This is a genomic window from Nitrosomonas sp. Is37 (assembly GCF_033063275.1).
GTDB lineage: Bacteria > Pseudomonadota > Gammaproteobacteria > Burkholderiales > Nitrosomonadaceae > Nitrosomonas.
Map to the genome: position 1 here is coordinate 38,958 of NZ_JAWJYP010000013.1, position 15,808 is coordinate 54,765.

Genomic DNA, 15,808 nt, shown 5'->3' on the forward strand with positions numbered 1-15,808 from the left:
GGAACCACTCTGCGACCTCATCGCGCCTTGCCTCGCACCTGGATCATCACATACTCCACCCCGTTCAACTACAGTTTTTAGGATTATCTCGAGCAAATAACAAAATTCAGTAATTTGTTTTGCTTTTCCAGTATCTCCGCAATCAGTAAACTGCCAAATTTATACCATCAATAATAGAGGATGACATGTCACATAATGAGCTTTACCCAGAAATCGAGCCCTATCAACAAGGAATGTTGCCAGTCGATGCGCGGCATACCCTATATTGGGAGCAATCAGGCAACCCTGATGGCATACCTGTCTTGTTTCTCCATGGTGGTCCAGGTGCTGGATCAACACCCAATCATCGTCGCTTCTTTGATCCTGCTCACTACCGCATCATTATTTACGATCAGCGTGGAGCGGGACGCTCGATGCCTTTGGGTGAAATTCAAGACAATACCACGCCCCATCTTATCGAGGATATCGAAACACTGCGACGGTCTCTAAGTATCGAACAGTGGCTGGTATTCGGGGGCTCTTGGGGCAGCACATTGGCACTGGCGTACGGAGAAGCGCATCCCTCACGTTGCCTGGGATTCATTCTGCGAGGCATCTTTCTTTGCCGCAAAAGTGAAATCGACTGGTTTCTTTATGGGCTGCGCCATTTCTTTCCCGAACCCTGGCGAGATTTTGTCGCACCGCTCTCTCCCCATGAGCGAAAAGATATACTGGCAGCTTATTATCAACGCCTGATGGATCCCGATCCTGCCATCCATATGCCTGCCGCCCGTGCATGGAGTAGCTATGAAGGCAGGTGCTCCACTTTGCTACCCAGCCCAGAAACCGTCAATTACTTTTCAGGTGATACGGTTGCACTCGGGCTTGCACGCATGGAAGCCCATTATTTCAGTCACGATATCTTTTTGCCGCAGAATTCGTTGCTGGATAATGTCAAAAAACTCCACGGCATTCCTGCTATCATCGTGCAGGGACGTTATGATGCCGTTTGCCCGATCATCAGCGCAGATGACTTACACCAAGCCTGGCCTCAAGCCGAATATATCATTATCGAGGATGCGGGTCATTCTGCGTGGGAACCCGGTATTCGATCAGCATTAATCCAGGCCACGGAAAAATTCAAAACTATACTCAAGCTGGTGAAATAGTAGCCCTGCCAGCTGTTCAACTCCATAGAGGCTGTGAAGAAATCGTAACGAGTGCACCAAACGCAAGGCGGACGGAACGGAGCTACGAGAAAACGAACGAAGTGAGTTTCGATAAAACGAAGTTTTAGCGAAACTGCGTTTTAGCGTAGCTACATATCAAATAGATAGGCGAGGAGCGAGTACCGCCCAACACAGTGATTGGTGAGCGCAGTAGATTTATTCACAACCTCACAAGTGCGTGATATCGAGCAAGCTGGCGTATTCTCTCGCCGCTATTTTTTCGCTAAACGGCAAAACGCCAAGCAAAGGACAATTAAGGCGATGTTGCAAGGTATGAATGTTTTCTGCTTGACTCTCCATATGAGGATCAATCTGATTGGCTACCCAGCCTGCCAGGGATAACCCGCTTACATGAATAGCACGGGCAGTCAATAAGGCATGGTTGAGGCAACCCAACCGCAATCCTACTACCAGCACCACGGGCAATCCCAATGTACGCGCCAGATCGCTGCTATCGTATCGATCATCAAGTGGCACCAGAAATCCTCCTGCCCCTTCGACAATGACGACTTCTGCCATTTCCTGCAACGCTTTAAAAGCCCGTTGAACAGTTGCTATATTAATAACGATACCAGTTTGCCTAGCCGCGATATGCGGTGCAATCGACTGTACCAACGCATAAGGGTTAATCAATTCACGCGCTGCTGGTACGTTGCTGGCCTCAACAAGGCGCTCCACATCTATCCATTTACCATTTTCGCAACCTGCCGCAATTGGCTTCATGCCAATCGCCGATTTACCAGCCATGGCAAACGCGTGTAGCAACGCGCAACTTGTGAGGGTTTTACCTACACCCGTATCCGTTCCGGTCACGAAGTAACCCACTGGCATAGCGTTCAATACGATAATTTATTCCAGACCGAGCTTCTGTCTGGTTTCGGGTTTAAGAACATTTTGTCGTGGTTCTGGTTTCCAGGCATGACCATAGACTACTTCGAAGGTCGCAGGCAGCCTCCCTGCCTGACGCAATGATTCGTAATGCTTCATCACCTGTTGCCATCTTCCTTTTCCAGTCAAGCCACGCTGCCTGCCATAAGTCACATTGTGTGCACCGATCGCTTTGAGGTCACGCATGATATCCATGACTTCATGGTAAGTGAGCGTGATGTATTCCATATCCATTACGGGTGTGGCAAAACCGTTATAAACCAGCAGATCGCCGATATCGTGCATATCCATAAATCGGTTGATATGACTGTAACTGTCCACCGTTTTAAAAGCCTGCTTTAATTCTTTCAAGGTATCTGGGCCAAAGGTGCTAAACATCAGCAGTCCTCCGCTTTTCAGAACACGATGTGTTTCCGCAAAGGTTTGCTTGAGATCATTACACCACTGAATGGTTAGATTCGACCAGATCATATCCATGCATGCATTCCGCAGCGGAAGCTGTTCGATATCCGCGCCTACATAATGAGTAATAGAGCGTTTTGCCAGCGGCAACCACTGCTGCCATCGAGGAAGCGAAGGACGCGCTTGGAGATGCATTGCGAGCGCGATATCCACCGCCACCAATTTGCTGCGTGGATAACGCTCGATAAGCTTACGACTGCCATAGCCGGTACCGCTGCCCATATCGAGTATCCAACCAGGAGTATGTTTGATGTAATCGAGGCGTGATAACATGCGTTCGCATACTTCCCGCTGCAGAACGGCCGCTTGATCATAGCTGGCTGCAGCTCGTTCAAATGCTTGACGCAACTGACGCTTATCTAAAATGTGTTCATAAATCATACAGACTGGTTACAAACTGATTCGGATGCGATAAAAACGGGGCATGACCACAGTGTGGAAAGCCGATTAATTTTGCGTGAGGCAAATGCTGGTGCATCCATTTGGCTGCATCCACATGCGTGATCACATCATTTTCTCCATGCAAGAGCAAGACAGGCTGAGAAACATCAGCTAATTTTTCACGTAAATCGGTTGTCAACAAAATCTGTAAACCAGCTCTGAGCGCGTGACCATCAGGTTGTTTATGTTGAAAAAAATGGTTGCGTATTTGTGCTAATACGCTTGTCATGTCACAACCACCATTTACCTGCAGGGTAAAAAAACGGCTTAGAGTCTGAGCATAATGGCGCTCCAGATTCTCCATAAAAAGCAGCAGCGTAGATTGATCCATTCCCCACTGCCAATCATTCCGTTTGACGAAACAAGGTGTGGTCGCCACCAAAACAAGTTGACTCACTTGCGTTGGCATAGATAAAGCTAACTTTATGGCTACCTGCCCGCCGAGTGACCAGCCGCATACGATACTTTCCGCAGGCAAAATCTCCGCAACACTTGCCACGATTTCTTCGAGTGAATACGACTTCCATACCGGACTCTGGCCATGCCCTGGCAGATCGACCAAATGCAGCCGGAAATGCAGCGCCAGCTGGTCGCGGACACTGTCCCAGATACCACTATGCATTGCCCAGCCGTGCAACATCACGAGATCTGGTCCCTCCCCTAAAATTTCTACATGCAACCGATTCATATCACACTGCTATTTTTCATATTAAGTGTTTTGCTTGTTTCCAGTTAAATGATTTTTGCCAAATCATGTAAAGCTTCGATTAATCGCTCAACATCCTCTTCACAGTGTGCAGCCGATAAGGAAATCCGCAATCGAGCTTTTCCCTCCGGAACAGTAGGTGGGCGGATTGCAGGCACAAGGATTTCTCTGTCACGTAACGCTGCACTTAAATGCATGACTTCGTCACTGCGCCCTACCACTAATGGCTGAATGGGCGTCATGGAAGGCATTAATGACCAACGCAATGATTGCAACCCGGTTTTCAATTGAGTTATAAGTTTTATTAATTTTTTGCGTCGCCATGCTTCCAGTTCGATCAATGACAAACTGGTCATGAGAGTATGAGCCAATAACGCAGGCGTAGCAGTGGTATAACCATAGGTGCGCGCGAATTGGATGAGCGTTTCTATTATTTCGGGTTGAGCAGCCACAAAAGCACCGGAAACACCCGCTGCTTTACCGAGTGTAGCCATGTAAACGAGGAGAGGTGAGCGCAAATTAAATTTATCAAACGTATGCAGCACGCCGTTACCGTTTTTGCCGAGTACTCCGAAGCCATGCGCATCATCCAGTAACAACCAGGCGTGATACTGCTCACATAACGTCAATAGCTCAACAACAGGAGCGATATCGCCATCCATACTGAACACTGCATCGGTTACTACGAGTTTACATTTTGCTTCCGATTCAGCCAGATACCTTTCCAACTTGGCTAAGTCAAGATGGGGATAACGCGTAAAGGTTGCCTTAGAAAGCAGCGCTGCATCATTGAGTGAAGCATGATTGAGTTTATCGGCGAAAATGGTATCCCCGCGACCAACCAACGACGTTATCACCGCCATATTGGCCATATAGCCGGTAGAAAATAATAATGCCTGGGGTAAACCTACAAAGCTTGCCAGTGCTTCCTCAAGCGTGTGATGTGCCGAAGAATGGCCGCAGATCAGATGGGAAGCGCCTGATCCCACGCCATATCGTTGTGCTCCCGCACAAGCCGCTTCAATCAATGCTGGATGGTTGGCAAGCCCTAGATAATCATTGCTACAGAAAGCAAGATACTGCTTTCCCTCAATCGTAGGATGAATCGTCTGAGGGCTTTCGAGCATCAGTCGGCGACGATACAACCCCGCGTTTTCCCGCTCCCTCAGTTTAGCTGAGAGATTTGTTAGCATTCCGGTTTCCGGTTATAAGGTGCGTAACCCCAATTTCTCAAATAGCGCTTTGTCGCTGTCTGTTTCGGGATTACCTGTTGTCAGCAGCTTGTCTCCATAAAAAATGGAGTTAGCTCCCGCAAGAAAACACAATGCTTGCATAGTCTCTGCCATTTGCCGTCTTCCCGCAGACAATCTGACCATCGCTTTCGGCATAGTAATACGGGCTGCTGCAATGGTACGTACAAACTCGAACGAATCAAGTGCTTCCGTACCATAAAGCGGTGTACCCTCAACTTGCACAAGATAATTGATCGGCACTGATTCAGGGTAAGGATCTAGATTTGCCAGCTGGGCAATCAATCCGGCGCGAGCCAGCCGGGATTCACCCATACCCACAATACCACCACAGCATACATTAATGCCTGCCCTGCGCACTTCTTCAAGTGTATCAAGGCGATCCTGGTAGTCACGTGTGGTAATGATTTCTCCATAGAATTCTGGAGACGTATCCAGATTGTGATTGTAATAATCCAAACCAGCCTGTTTGAGTTGCTCAGCCTGCCCTGGTTTCAGTATGCCTAAAGTGGCACAGGTTTCAAGTCCCAGATCCTTTACGGCCTCTATGATTTCGGTCATGCGGTCAATATCTCGTTGCTTAGGGCCACGCCAGGCTGCTCCCATACAAAACCGTGTCGCTCCTTCCGCCTTGGCTGTCTGTGCAGCTGCCATAATGGTACCCAGCGACAACATATCCTGATTCTCAACACCGGTATGATAGCGCGCGGCCTGGGGACAATAACCACAATCTTCCGAGCAGCCACCTGTTTTCACAGAAATCAGGGTAGATAATTGAACTGCATTGGCGTCATGGTATTGCCGATGAATCGATTGCGCTTGATGAATCAAATCAGGAAAAGGTAAATCCAATAAGGCCCGGATTTGTGGAACACTCCATTGCGCCACACGACTACGATCTTGTTGATCACCAATAGTTTTCTTTTTCTCGCTTGAAACACACTTTGTACTGGATTCAATCATAATAAGGTCAGAAAATTTTGCTCGATTTATAATACGATGCTAGGAATCATCAAGGATCAGACCTCAATTGTCAAATTTTCTTTCAAGATTTTTGAACAGGCGATTAAATTTTATGCAAACCCTGTTCCCAGCAAATTGCCTTTTATGCTTGGCAGCCTGCGAAAGTGATCTGTGTCACGCATGTTATAATAACTTACCCCAATTACCTTCTGAGCATTGCCCTTTGTGCTTATTGCCAACAAAAGATTCACGTGTCTGCGGTAATTGCCTGAAGAATCATCCAGTATGGACACGTACGATCGCAGCATTACAATACGCTTTTCCCGTCGATGCCATGATTCGTTCGCTTAAATATCAAGAAAATCTGACCCTGGCGCCCATCTTGGCCAATCTATTGATTGCAAAAACGAATAATTGCCCTCCACCCGATGTCATCATCCCTGTTCCCCTCCATCCGATTAGATTACAAGAGAGAGGCTTTAACCAAGCGCTAGAAATAAGTCGACATATATCCAGGCAAATGAATATTCCACTGTTGCCTCATGCCTGTGTACGTACCAAAGACACGCTTTCTCAAACTGAATTATCCTGGAAGAAACGACAAACTAACATGCGAAATGCATTTGAATGCACAACGAATTTGGCGCATAAGCATGTTGCCTTACTGGATGATGTCATGACTAGCGGTGCAACATTGAATGAATTGGCAAAAGTGGTACGTAAACAAGGAGCAATCGAGGTAAGTGTATGGGTGATCACCAGAGCGATTCCGTCAACCGCTTTAATCAAAACAACTGAGCATCAGACTATTTTGTAGAATATGCCTTATGCTTGATGTTATTCTCTATCAACCTGAAATTCCTCCTAATACCGGCAATATCATCCGACTTTGTGCAAATACAGGAGCGACACTTCATCTGATCAAACCGTTAGGTTTTCTCCTGAATGACAAGCAACTACTCCGTGCCGGACTGGACTATCATGAATTTGCTAATGTAGTCCTACACAAAAATTGGGAAGAATGTATTCACAGCTTACCAGGACGGCGTATTTTTGCTGTGTCCACTAAAGGAACACAGCGCTATGATCAGGTTAGGTACCACACTCAAGATGTTTTTCTGTTTGGTACAGAAAGCCGCGGATTACCGATTGAGATTCTGGAGAGTTTTTCGAATACCCAACGTATCCATATTCCAATGCTACCTGACCGTCGCAGCTTGAATCTTGCTAATGCAGTTTCTATTGTAGTCTTTGAGGCTTGGCGACAACTTGGGTTTATCGTGGACAAGAAATTCTAATCCTTTAGCGCACACCTAAATTTTCATTCAAGATCCGGGGAGTAACAAAAATTAGGAGCTCCCGTTTATCATCCCGTTTTGAATTATTCTTGAAGATATTACCAAGTATCGGTACATCACCCAGCAAAGGGACCTTGTTATTAGCTATATTTTCTTGTCGCTCGAAGATCCCACCAATTACAACCGTTCCACCATTCCCGATTAATACTTCGGTTGTAATTTGTTTGGTATCAATCGCTGGTCCAGCGGGCGTATCTTGACCACGGGTGTCCTGATTGACTTGCAGTTTCATAATAATGTTGTCATCCGGAGTAATCTGCGGCGTTACCCTAAGAGCCAGTACAGCCTTTTTGAATTGAATCTGCGGCCTGCCGAGCTGGCTGACAATCTGGAAAGGTATTTCGGTTCCCTGCTCAATGGTCGCTTCTACGCGATTAGCTGTTACTAGACGTGGACTGGCAATCACTCTACCTTTACTGTCTGATTCTAGCGCGGATAGTTCTAAATTGATCAGCGAATCATCATTGATCTTGATTAAACTGAGCGCTAAAGCAGCAGGCCCTCCGGCTGCACCCGCAATTGCAGCAGCGGGTAAATTGACGTTAAGATTCTGACCACCGCTCGGGGCAGCGCCAGCAGCAAGAGCGCTGGAATTATCCAGATTGCCAGAGATTCCCAGATTACGGTTTCCTATCTGATGAGCACTTTGTACGCCAAATCGGGCACCCAGATTGCGACTAAATGTATCCGTCGCAACCACGATACGGGACTCAATCATGACTTGACGCACAGAGGTATCAAGATTTCTAACATGTTTGGCGACCTCTGCCAGTCTGATAGGGATATCGGTGACGGTCAAAGTATTACTGATATCATCAACTTCTACAGTTCCACGTTGACTCAAAATTCCTTTGAGAGGAATTGAACTGGCTGTCCGATAATTTAACTTGAAAGTTTCAGTATGCAAAGGTTCTAATTCAGAAATTTGCTGACGAGACTCCAGTTCAATTTTTTCCCTGGCAGCTAATTCCTCACGTGGAGCAATAAAAATTACATTACCCACTCGACGCTTATCGAGCTCTTGGGATTGAAGTACAATATCCAAAGCTTGATCCCAAGGAACGTCTTTCAGGCGCAAAGTAAGATTTCCTTTAACTGAATCGCTGGCAATAATATTCAGATTAGTAAAATCAGCCAGAACCTGCAAAACTGAGCGGACCTCCACATTCTGAAAATCAAGCGATAGTTTCTCACCAGTATACCCTCCCGTGACCAATTTCTTGTGGGCAGGAACATCTGCACTCTCGACGATCGGTTTGACGTCTAGAATAAATCTAGTCCCTGCGTGATAGGAAGTATGCTCCCACCGCCCTCTGGGTTTTATGATCATCTGTACGTTATTGTCTTTTGTCATTGTTTCTATGGTTTGCACAGGTGTGGCAAAATCCACCACATCCAAACGCCGCTCTAAATGAGGGGGCAAATAAGCCTTGATGAATTCGACCAGGATCCGATTATCCTGTTGACGAACATCGATTCCTGTACCTGACGCGGAAAGATCGACTTCCACACGGCCTTCGCCATTCAGACCACGCTTGAAATCGATATCTTGCAGGCTAAGTAGCTTTTTTTCCTGAATATCTATGTTGTTAGGAGGATGAACGGAAGCACTGGCAGCTTTTTTTGCATTAAGTCCATTGAGCGAAATAAGCAGGTGATTTCCGACAATTTTAGTCTCATATGTCATAGGCCTTAACAAGTTCATCACCATGCGGGTACGATTTTCAGTTTGAACAATGTTAATGCTATTCAAATCTCCTTCACCTACTTCTTGTATTCTTTTACCAAGTGCATTAACAGTATTGATAAAATCAAAATAAATCCTGTCCGGATTATTTAAAGAAATGCCTACAGGAGCAGTATCAAGCAGTTGATCAAGCGATACTTTAACCATGATTTGTCTGCTTCGATTGCTAACCACATCAATTGCATTGATTCTGTTCTGCTGCGTTGACCCCGCACGTGCCAAATTATCCGCCGTGACGATAGGAATCTGAAATAATATGAATAATAGTATGAGTTGGGATGCATATCGCCACCTATAGAAAAATTCTCTCGCTATCGTCATTTTCATTATTTCTGCTCCTGCACTTGCAATGCAAGAGTACTAAGACGCTCGGCCCAATCATTGGCACTGTCTTGTATGATTTCTTCTAGTTTGACTTCTGTCTCAGAAATACCTGTAATCAATCCAAAATTCTGACCCAAGTAGTTACCAACCTTGACACGATGCACGGTATTATCAGGCGTTCTCACTAATGCAAAAATTTGCTTGTTTCGCTGCAATGTTCCAACCATTGTCAAATTTTCCAGCGGAAAATTCTCCAACGCTTCCTTGCGCCGCTTCAGGTCAGGCTGAAGAGTGTCATGCTTCTTGGATTGAATATTTTTTTGAGCATTGAAAGGATCTCGAATATTAAATGCTTCATAATTGAACTGAGTAAAAGACTTGATCTGAGGTAATGGATCTACTTTGCCACGCAACCCATCCCCCGATTTATTCACAAACTCCTCCAGATCACTGTAGTTACTTTCACTGCAGCCAGAAACCATAACAAATAGTGCACACCATAAATAATAAAACCGCTTAATCATTTATTCCCCGCACTATTACTCTTCTTCTGATTAGCAAGCTCCTCATCATCGAGATAGCGAAAAGTCTTTGCGACAGCGTTCAATACCAAATATTGCTCCTTCCCAGGAGTAATATTGAGATCATTTAACGTCACAATACGTGGTAATTGGGAAACATCGCTTGCAAAAGCTCCAATATCGTGATAATTGCCTATCACACGTACCGTTACAGGTAATTCAGCATAAATTTCCTTGATCGTCTCGCTAGCTGCGGGCTTAAATAATTCAAATTGCAATCCTCGTCCCAAACCAGCCCGATTAATATCTACCAGCAAAGCGTCTATTTCAGATTTATTGGGCAATTGTTTCAGCATGATACTTAGCGTCTGCTCGAGCTCCTGTAATTGCTGCCGCATAATATCCAAATTAACAGCGTTCCTCTTTTTGATCAGGTAAGTTTCTTTGAGCGTGACTTCCTCTGCTTTAACCCTTTCAAGAATTTCCGATTGTTCCTGCCAATCCAGAAAATAACCTATAACGACAATTGCTATCAGCAAGCTGGTTAATGCACCAGCCTTGATTGCTACTGGCCAGCTACCTGGATCATTGGGGTCAAGTAGTCGCAATTGTTCGAACAAATTCATCGTCATCTACCTTCTTAACTGATTGGAAATATTTGCCGGTGTATGTTCATTATCGAAGCCAGTCAACACCTCGGCGAGCCTCACATTCAAATCAAATTCATTCATGCGCATAGTATTGACATTAACTGCCTTGATCTCGATCAACAGAGGAGATTGAAATATGGGTGACGCGTCTAAATTTCGCATTAAGGTAGATACCCATGCATTTGATTGCGCATAGCCAGAAAGATGAATGTGCTGATCAGTTTGCTTGAGGCTCTTGAGATATACCCCATCTGGCATTAGTTTTGCCAGCTGATCTAATATATGAACGACATTAGTACGATTGACTTGTAATGTCTCCACTACCTCTTTGCGCGCTAGCACTTCCTGGAGTTGCTGCTTGATTTTTTTGATTTCTGCAATTTGCTTATCGAGAATAGCAATCTGGCTCTGCAAGTATTGATTACGCCCATTCTGATACTCAATTTTTCCGAAGATAGCCTCATGCCCTGCCCAGACAATCAATATTCCAAGTACACAAGCGACTCCAGCCAGTATGGCAAACTGCTGCTGGCGTGCCTTACGTTTGAGCTCACGGTGTGGAAGTAAATTAATGCGGATCATGATGGATCAAAGCTCCGCATTGCTAATCCACAGGCAATCATTAATAAGGGTGCATCTACTTTCAGCTGCCTGAGGGCGATACGGTTAGATAGCTCCATATTTACAAAAGGGTTAACGATTTGTGTCATAACTTGAGTGCGTTCAGTCATAACCTCCTCCAAACCAGGAATCACTGCACACCCACCAGAAAGAAAAATATAGTTAACCTGTGTATATTGAGTAGAAGAAAAAAAGAACTGCAAGGCACGTGTCACTTCCTGCGCAAGTGTTTCGCAAAAAGGTTGCAACACATCCGTCTGGTAGCTTTTAGGTAAATTCCCATTGCGCTTGGCTACCTCTGCTTCTTCAAATGTCAAATTAAACTGATTCTGAATCTCCTGAGTTAACTGATCTCCTCCAAATGGCTGATCACGTGTATAAACAAATTCCCCATTGTGAAGAACATTTAAACGAGTAATGCTCGCACCGATATCGACCAGGGCAATTACTTGGCCCTTGCCTCCTTCAGGCAACTGACGTTCAATTAACTCAAAAGCAGCTTGGGCAGCGAAGTGCTCGACATCTATCACTACTGCTTTTAGACCGGCAGTTAATGCAGCAGCAACACGATCTTCCACTTTTTCTTTGCGTGCAGCAGCGATCACCACTTCCACTTCATTCGGATTTTCAGGTATTGCTCTGACTACCTGAAAATCCAGATTTACTTCGTCCAGCGTAAAAGGGATATACTGGTTCGCCTCTGTTTCAACTTGAAAAACCAGATCATCTTCTCGTTGTCCAATTGGCACAATAATTTTTTTGGTAATGACAGCAGCCGCAGGTAGTGCAAGTGCGACATTCTTTACACGTGTCTCCATGCGCTTCCATGCACGACGGATACTGTCTCCTACCCCTTCTAGATTATTGACATTTCCATCAAGAATGGCTTCTTTCAGCATCGGCTCAATTACATATCTCTCAAGACGTAATGTGTTCTCAGCTTTGTTAACCATGGAAAGCTCGATTATTTTCACCGACGAAGAACTGATGTCTATACCTAGGAGCCGTGACGACTTTGTAGAGAAGAAATTAAGATTGATATCAAAGCTTTTATTAAACATTGATTTATTAGAAACAATACCTTAAAGTAAAGCGGTTTCATTATCAGATTACATGCAAAGATTTTCATTGGTATGCTGAAACCTTCGGGTCAATCCTACTTTCTTTAGCGCGCTGCTAGACGGGGTGAAATTCTGGCAGATTCCAAAACAGTTTGATTTATACAAAAACAGCAGATATACCCTCTATAATTAGAGATTGATTTTTATCCCACATAGTTAGAAACTTTACATCCCATGTTATTTCGTTGGCTGGCCTATTCTTTTCTAGCAGTGCTGGCTGCAAGCTTGATTGGAGTTTTGCTGATCGTTTTTGCAGCACTTGTGATTATCCCTACACTACCTTCACTTGAGGTTTTAACGGATTATCGACCGAAAATACCGTTACGGATCTATAGCGCAGATGGACTATTAATCGGAGAATTTGGAGAAGAGCGTAGAGATTTTGTGAAAATCAATGAAACGCCAGCCTATCTTAGACAAGCTATCCTAGCTGCTGAAGATGACCGTTTTTATCAACACGGCGGAGTCGATTACATCGGTATTCTGCGAGCAGCTTATTCCAATTTTTCTGGAGGAGGTGCTCTTCAAGGTGCGAGTACGATTACTATGCAGGTTGCGCGTAATTTTTTTCTGACCAAGGAAAAAACCTTGACCAGAAAATTCAGTGAGGCATTACTGTCATTTAAGATTGAGCACAGCCTGAGTAAAGATAAAATTCTAGAGCTCTATATCAATCAGATATATCTTGGTCAAAGAAGCTACGGTTTCTCAGCTGCAGCCCAAACTTATTTCGGAAAGCCACTAGATGAAATTAATCTAACTGAAGCAGCCATGCTGGCAGGATTACCTAAAGCCCCCTCACGATTTAACCCAGTTGTTAATCTAAAACGTGCAAAGATACGTCAACGTTATGTGCTGAAACGGATGCACGAGCTCAACTATATTACCAGCGAACAATTAGCCATGGCAGAAAAGCAACCGTTATCTATCCATCGCCAAGTACGGAATTTTGCCATGCCGGCTGAGTACGTAGTTGAAATGGCTCGACAGGTAATGTATCAACGTTTTGGCGAAGAAGCATATACAAGCGGCATTAAAGTTTATACAACTGTGAGAAAGTCAGATCAAGATGCGGCTTATGAAGCACTCCGTAAAGGCATATTAGAATATGATAACCGCCATGGTTATCGAGGACCAGAAGGTTTTGTTGAGTTACCCAGAAATGATACAAACGATACAAACCTGAAAAAAAATCTGGAAGAAGCTCTGCAAGCATTTCATGATAGCAACGATATTCTCATTGCTGTTGTGCTATCCGCTAATTTAAATTCTGTTAAAGCCTATCACAAGGGTGGAGAAGTTATTCAGATTAGCGGGGATGGACTCAAGTTTGCTAAAAGATTTCTTACCGATGATCCTAAAATTGGTAATAAACGTATTCGTCCTGGGGCATTAATTCGGATACAAAAGAATGAGAAGAATGTCTGGAAAATTGTCCAACTTCCACAAATTGAGGCCGCGCTCGTTGCAATTGATCCAACCGATGGGATGATTCGTGCTTTGGCCGGAGGATTTGATTTCAATCTCAATCAGTTTAATCATGTCACTCAAGCGTGGCGACAGCCAGGTTCTAGCTTTAAACCATTCATTTATTCAGCTTCACTGGAAAAAGGATTTACACCCGCGACCATCATCAATGATGCTCCTTTATTTTTCGATGCGGCACAAACTGGCAGTAAGTCTTGGGAGCCTAAAAATTTTGATGGCAAGTTCAGTGGTCCAATACGTATGCGCACTGCCCTGACTCATTCAAAAAATCTTGTCTCCATTCGAATTCTTCAATCAATTGGATTACGCTACGCACAGGATTACATTACTCGCTTTGGTTTTGACAGTCATCGTCACCCACCTTTTCTGCCTATGGCACTTGGAGCAGGCTCTGTAACACCCCTGCAAATGGCTGTAGGCTATGCAGCATTTGCTAATGGTGGTTTCCGCATTCATCCTTACTTTATTGAGAGAATAGAAGATGATGAAGGTAGAATTCTTGAGCATGCTCAACCTGTCGTTGCCGGCAAAAGCGCCAAGCAGGTGATTGATTCACGGAATGCATTTCTTATGACAAGTATGATGCAAGACGTTATTCAACGAGGAACAGCCACTATGGCAAAACGACTCGGTCGCAATGATATCGCCGGAAAAACAGGTACGACTAGCAATTTTATTGACACCTGGTTTTGTGGTTTTCAAAAAAATCTAGTCACAATAAGCTGGGCAGGTTTTGATGAGCCTAAGACATTGGGTAAGAACGAAACTGGGGGACGTGTAGCATTACCCATCTGGATAAACTACATGGAGAAGGCGTTAAAAGACATACCTGTTGCGACTTATACCCCTCCCCCAGGAATCACGATAGCTAGAATCAATCCGGAAACCGGTTTGAGAGAAGCGGGAGGAGCGATGACTGAATATTTTTTCAACGAACAACTCCCCCCTGAGGCTGATTTACCTGCTGAGGATTTTGGATCGATAGAAGAACTGTTGGAACAGTTATTTTGATAAACTGAATACAGACTTATAGATTTTTTCTCAACCAAGTAGCAGCATCAATTGCAAAATAAGTCAAAATTGCATCAGCTCCAGCACGCTTGCATGACAGCAAGGATTCTATGACACAAGCCTCCTCATCTAACCAGCCATTCATTGCAGCTGCCTTGAGCATGGCATATTCACCACTGACCTGATAAACAAGCGTAGGTGCTCCAAATTTTTCCTTTATTCTGCGTACGATATCAAGATAAGGCAAACCTGGTTTTACCATGACCATATCGGCCCCTTCTTGCAAATCCAACCCTACTTCCCATAATGCCTCATCCGAGTTGGCTGGATCCATTTGGTAAGTATATTTGTTACCTGACCGCAGATTAGCAGAAGATCCCACTGCATCACGGAATGGGCCATAAAAACTGGAAGCATATTTTGCCGAATAAGCGAGAATGCGAGTATGAATAAACTTATTGTTATCCAATCCTGCACGAATAGCAGCAATCCTCCCATCCATCATATCCGAAGGGGCAACTACGTCCGCTCCTGCCTGTGCATGGACAAGTGCCTGCTGTTCCAGGACCCTAACTGTTTCATCATTCATCACATAACCATTAGCATCAATCAGTCCATCTTGACCATGGCTGGTATAAGGATCAAGTGCAATGTCAGTAATAATCCCTAACTCTGGAAAATTCTTCTTCAACTGACTGACAGCTTGTGGTACTAACCCTTCCGGATTGAATGCTTCATCTGCAGTCAAATTCTTGAGTGAAGAGTCAATCACTGGGAAAATAGCTATAGCGGGAATTCCAAGTCGCAAGCACTTTTCAGCCTGAGGCATGAGCAAATCAACACTTAACCGCTCAACACCCGGCATAGAAGTTACTTTTTCTTCTCGTTTCTTTCCCTCTAGAACAAAGACAGGATAAATTAAATCGTCTGTTCGCAAATGATTTTCTCGTACCAAACTGCGGGAGAAATCGTCACGACGTAAGCGTCGCATTCTCTTTTGTGGAAACTGACTAATGAATGACATGATTACTCATCTAAAAAATAAAAAT

The 15,808-nt window shown here is 44.6% G+C and carries 15 protein-coding genes; 4 read left to right on the forward strand and 11 right to left on the reverse strand.

Features of this window, described 5'->3' with window-relative positions; translation table 11 throughout:
* The first annotated feature begins 185 nt into the window (after positions 1–185).
* The gene (gene pip, locus R2Q26_RS07725) at positions 186–1,148 is read left to right on the forward strand and encodes a prolyl aminopeptidase (RefSeq protein WP_317535752.1); all 963 of its coding nucleotides are present in this window, start codon (positions 186–188) and stop codon (positions 1,146–1,148) included.
* A gap of 228 nt (positions 1,149–1,376) precedes the next feature.
* On the opposite strand, the gene bioD is transcribed toward pip, so the two are convergent.
* From bioD to bioB, 5 genes are read right to left on the reverse strand one after another with little or no spacing between them, the layout of a single operon-like run.
* Positions 1,377–2,039: a dethiobiotin synthase gene (gene bioD, locus R2Q26_RS07730; RefSeq protein WP_317535795.1), complete on the reverse strand. Its 663-nt coding sequence runs from the start codon at positions 2,037–2,039 to the stop codon at positions 1,377–1,379.
* 18 nt (positions 2,040–2,057) lie between these two features.
* The gene (gene bioC, locus R2Q26_RS07735; RefSeq protein ID WP_317535753.1) at positions 2,058–2,939 is read right to left on the reverse strand and encodes a malonyl-ACP O-methyltransferase BioC; all 882 of its coding nucleotides are present in this window, start codon (positions 2,937–2,939) and stop codon (positions 2,058–2,060) included.
* Positions 2,929–3,687, reverse strand: coding sequence for a pimeloyl-ACP methyl ester esterase BioH (bioH, locus tag R2Q26_RS07740; protein ID WP_317535754.1), 759 nt, complete (start codon positions 3,685–3,687; stop codon positions 2,929–2,931). Before bioH ends, bioC begins: the two co-directional genes overlap by 11 nt.
* 44 nt (positions 3,688–3,731) lie before the next feature.
* The gene (bioF, locus tag R2Q26_RS07745) at positions 3,732–4,898 is read right to left on the reverse strand and encodes an 8-amino-7-oxononanoate synthase (RefSeq protein ID WP_317535755.1); all 1,167 of its coding nucleotides are present in this window, start codon (positions 4,896–4,898) and stop codon (positions 3,732–3,734) included.
* Positions 4,899–4,910: 12 nt separating this feature from the next.
* Positions 4,911–5,918 (reverse strand): biotin synthase BioB, encoded by a 1,008-nt coding sequence (gene bioB / locus R2Q26_RS07750; RefSeq protein WP_317535756.1) that lies wholly within the window; start codon positions 5,916–5,918, stop codon positions 4,911–4,913.
* 112 nt (positions 5,919–6,030) lie between these two features.
* Here bioB and R2Q26_RS07755 point away from each other — a divergent pair, with 112 nt between their 5' ends.
* Positions 6,031–6,735 (forward strand): double zinc ribbon domain-containing protein, encoded by a 705-nt coding sequence (locus tag R2Q26_RS07755; protein ID WP_317535757.1) that lies wholly within the window; start codon positions 6,031–6,033, stop codon positions 6,733–6,735.
* Between the two features lie 10 nt (positions 6,736–6,745).
* Complete coding sequence (trmL, locus tag R2Q26_RS07760; RefSeq protein ID WP_317535758.1) at positions 6,746–7,216, forward strand: tRNA (uridine(34)/cytosine(34)/5-carboxymethylaminomethyluridine(34)-2'-O)-methyltransferase TrmL; 471 nt, start codon at positions 6,746–6,748, stop codon at positions 7,214–7,216.
* Positions 7,217–7,220: 4 nt separating this feature from the next.
* Here trmL and R2Q26_RS07765 read toward each other — a convergent pair whose 3' ends face one another.
* Genes R2Q26_RS07765 through R2Q26_RS07785 form a run of 5 tightly spaced genes read right to left on the reverse strand, consistent with a single transcriptional unit; the run spans position 7,221 to position 12,200 of the window.
* The gene (locus tag R2Q26_RS07765) at positions 7,221–9,350 is read right to left on the reverse strand and encodes a type IV pilus secretin PilQ family protein (protein ID WP_317535759.1); all 2,130 of its coding nucleotides are present in this window, start codon (positions 9,348–9,350) and stop codon (positions 7,221–7,223) included.
* Positions 9,350–9,871 (reverse strand): pilus assembly protein PilP, encoded by a 522-nt coding sequence (locus R2Q26_RS07770; protein WP_317535760.1) that lies wholly within the window; start codon positions 9,869–9,871, stop codon positions 9,350–9,352. Before R2Q26_RS07770 ends, R2Q26_RS07765 begins: the two co-directional genes overlap by 1 nt.
* Positions 9,868–10,494, reverse strand: coding sequence for a type 4a pilus biogenesis protein PilO (locus R2Q26_RS07775; RefSeq protein WP_317535761.1), 627 nt, complete (start codon positions 10,492–10,494; stop codon positions 9,868–9,870). The genes R2Q26_RS07770 and R2Q26_RS07775 overlap by 4 nt, the downstream gene beginning before the upstream one ends.
* Positions 10,495–10,500: 6 nt before the next feature.
* On the reverse strand, positions 10,501–11,100 hold the full coding sequence (locus R2Q26_RS07780) for a PilN domain-containing protein (protein WP_317535762.1): 600 nt from the start codon (positions 11,098–11,100) through the stop codon (positions 10,501–10,503).
* The gene (locus R2Q26_RS07785; RefSeq protein WP_317535763.1) at positions 11,097–12,200 is read right to left on the reverse strand and encodes a pilus assembly protein PilM; all 1,104 of its coding nucleotides are present in this window, start codon (positions 12,198–12,200) and stop codon (positions 11,097–11,099) included. The genes R2Q26_RS07780 and R2Q26_RS07785 overlap by 4 nt, the downstream gene beginning before the upstream one ends.
* Positions 12,201–12,434: 234 nt before the next feature.
* Here R2Q26_RS07785 and R2Q26_RS07790 point away from each other — a divergent pair, with 234 nt between their 5' ends.
* A complete protein-coding gene (locus tag R2Q26_RS07790; RefSeq protein WP_317535764.1) occupies positions 12,435–14,759 on the forward strand; it encodes a penicillin-binding protein 1A in 2,325 nt (774 codons plus the stop codon).
* A 16-nt stretch (positions 14,760–14,775) separates the two neighbouring features.
* Here R2Q26_RS07790 and hemB read toward each other — a convergent pair whose 3' ends face one another.
* Positions 14,776–15,783 carry a porphobilinogen synthase gene (hemB, locus tag R2Q26_RS07795; protein WP_317535765.1) on the reverse strand — a complete coding sequence of 336 codons (1,008 nt, stop codon included), beginning with the start codon at positions 15,781–15,783 and terminating at the stop codon, positions 14,776–14,778.
* Positions 15,784–15,808: the final 25 nt, after the last annotated feature.

Bases quoted from the DNA above. Each gene is read 5' to 3' on its own strand.
- pip (WP_317535752.1), top strand. From the start codon at position 186: ATGTCACATAATGAGCTTTACCCAGAAATCGAGCCCTATCAACAAGGA.
- bioD (WP_317535795.1), bottom strand. From the start codon at position 2,039: ATGCCAGTGGGTTACTTCGTGACCGGAACGGATACGGGTGTAGGTAAA.
- bioC (WP_317535753.1), bottom strand. From the start codon at position 2,939: ATGATTTATGAACACATTTTAGATAAGCGTCAGTTGCGTCAAGCATTT.
- bioH (WP_317535754.1), bottom strand. From the start codon at position 3,687: ATGAATCGGTTGCATGTAGAAATTTTAGGGGAGGGACCAGATCTCGTG.
- bioF (WP_317535755.1), bottom strand. From the start codon at position 4,898: ATGCTAACAAATCTCTCAGCTAAACTGAGGGAGCGGGAAAACGCGGGG.
- bioB (WP_317535756.1), bottom strand. From the start codon at position 5,918: ATGATTGAATCCAGTACAAAGTGTGTTTCAAGCGAGAAAAAGAAAACT.
- R2Q26_RS07755 (WP_317535757.1), top strand. From the start codon at position 6,031: ATGCAAACCCTGTTCCCAGCAAATTGCCTTTTATGCTTGGCAGCCTGC.
- trmL (WP_317535758.1), top strand. From the start codon at position 6,746: ATGCTTGATGTTATTCTCTATCAACCTGAAATTCCTCCTAATACCGGC.
- R2Q26_RS07765 (WP_317535759.1), bottom strand. From the start codon at position 9,350: ATGAAAATGACGATAGCGAGAGAATTTTTCTATAGGTGGCGATATGCA.
- R2Q26_RS07770 (WP_317535760.1), bottom strand. From the start codon at position 9,871: ATGATTAAGCGGTTTTATTATTTATGGTGTGCACTATTTGTTATGGTT.
- R2Q26_RS07775 (WP_317535761.1), bottom strand. From the start codon at position 10,494: ATGAATTTGTTCGAACAATTGCGACTACTTGACCCCAATGATCCAGGT.
- R2Q26_RS07780 (WP_317535762.1), bottom strand. From the start codon at position 11,100: ATGATCCGCATTAATTTACTTCCACACCGTGAGCTCAAACGTAAGGCA.
- R2Q26_RS07785 (WP_317535763.1), bottom strand. From the start codon at position 12,200: ATGTTTAATAAAAGCTTTGATATCAATCTTAATTTCTTCTCTACAAAG.
- R2Q26_RS07790 (WP_317535764.1), top strand. From the start codon at position 12,435: ATGTTATTTCGTTGGCTGGCCTATTCTTTTCTAGCAGTGCTGGCTGCA.
- hemB (WP_317535765.1), bottom strand. From the start codon at position 15,783: ATGTCATTCATTAGTCAGTTTCCACAAAAGAGAATGCGACGCTTACGT.